Origin of the sequence: Bacillus sp. JJ722 (assembly GCF_036963345.1) — a bacterium.
Classification (GTDB): Bacteria; Bacillota; Bacilli; order Bacillales; family DSM-1321; genus Bacillus_AD.
On the sequence record NZ_JBALMO010000424.1, the window covers coordinates 1 to 227 of the forward strand.

The following is a 227-nucleotide window of genomic DNA, read 5'->3' on the forward strand; positions in this document are numbered from 1 at the left end:
ACATTTTTGATTTCCAATGTATTATTCATACACTTGTATAGAAAGCAGTATAATGAGCGGAAGTGATCATGTTTAGATGAGCAAAAATGTACATTTCTATGCGATCATTTATATACAAATTCCATATATAGTTTCAGATTAAGAATTCAACTTACTTATTAGTGCTTTTTGTATTTGTTTTGTATTCCCCTTCTCCTTCACTTCCACTATGAAATTCAAATAAACGA